Raw genomic sequence first — 1,028 nt, forward strand, 5'->3', positions numbered from 1 at the left:
TACACCTACGATTGGCAGGGCAATCTCTCAACACAAGCGACGACCGTCGGGCCCGTCTTCCCCACAGTCCATTACACCTATGACATGGCCAACCGTTTGGCCGGTGTCGGAGTGTCGGGAGCACCATACCGGTACGACAGTCTCTCGTATTGGCCCACCGGCGGCATTCGCAGCCATGTCTACAAGACGACCGTGGCGTCTGTCTGTCAGACGATCGACTACAAATACAACCCTCGCGACTGGCTGACAGCAATCAACGATACCGGGGCGGTATCGGGTGTTGCCACTGGCAGCGGCGATCATTTCGCCGAGGCACTGGGTTACCCAGGATCGTATACGGGAGATCCCGACACGGTTGGCAGCAAGCTGAGCACGTTTCCCGGTTCAACTGAACTGGTCAACTACGACAAAGTCGGACGGTTAGCTCGCTGGCACCGTCGGGAGGCTGGTGCCGACACCACCGGCGATGAGATCTACCGCTACGACCGCGCCGGCAATGTCTTGTACCGGAAACTCGGCTCATCCACATCCGGCTTCCACCTCACATACCATCCCGGCTCCAACCGGCTAAAACGGATCACCAACACTCCTCAGGACACAGTAACCGATTACACGTGGTGGGGGAATGGCCATCTGAGAACTGAGCCGACCCGCATCTTCCAGACCGACTACCGAAATCTCAACAGTTTCATCGAGATCAACAAGTATCCCCCCGACCCATGGGCGAATACCCTGACTTTTACCTACGATGCTGACCGGCAGCGGGTGAAGAAAGTGTTCAACAGAGCCCACTACTGTATTTGTGGCGATCCGGCGGGTATCAACTTGGGGAGCGACTCGGCTGCCGACGACCGCCTGCGGGCGAAGAACGCGCCTCCGGGCCAACCGGCAACAACCAAAGGATCGCTCAATCCCAATGAAGTGGCCCCCGCCGCTGGCGGTCCCGGGGACTGTGTGTGCCGCGATCTGACCACAACTTCGTACCTATACACCTACGATGGCCGGCTGGTGCGTGAGTATGTGAATAA

1 protein-coding gene is annotated in these 1,028 nt (G+C 58.5%); it reads left to right on the forward strand.

The window, feature by feature from the left end:
- Positions 1 to 84: 84 nt before the first annotated feature.
- The coding region (locus AB1772_13515; protein MEW5797358.1) for a hypothetical protein at positions 85 to 1,028 on the forward strand (944 nt) is incomplete at its 3' end.

It is taken from the genome of Candidatus Zixiibacteriota bacterium (assembly GCA_040752815.1).
Taxonomy (GTDB): domain Bacteria; phylum Zixibacteria; class MSB-5A5; order GN15; family FEB-12; genus JAGGTI01.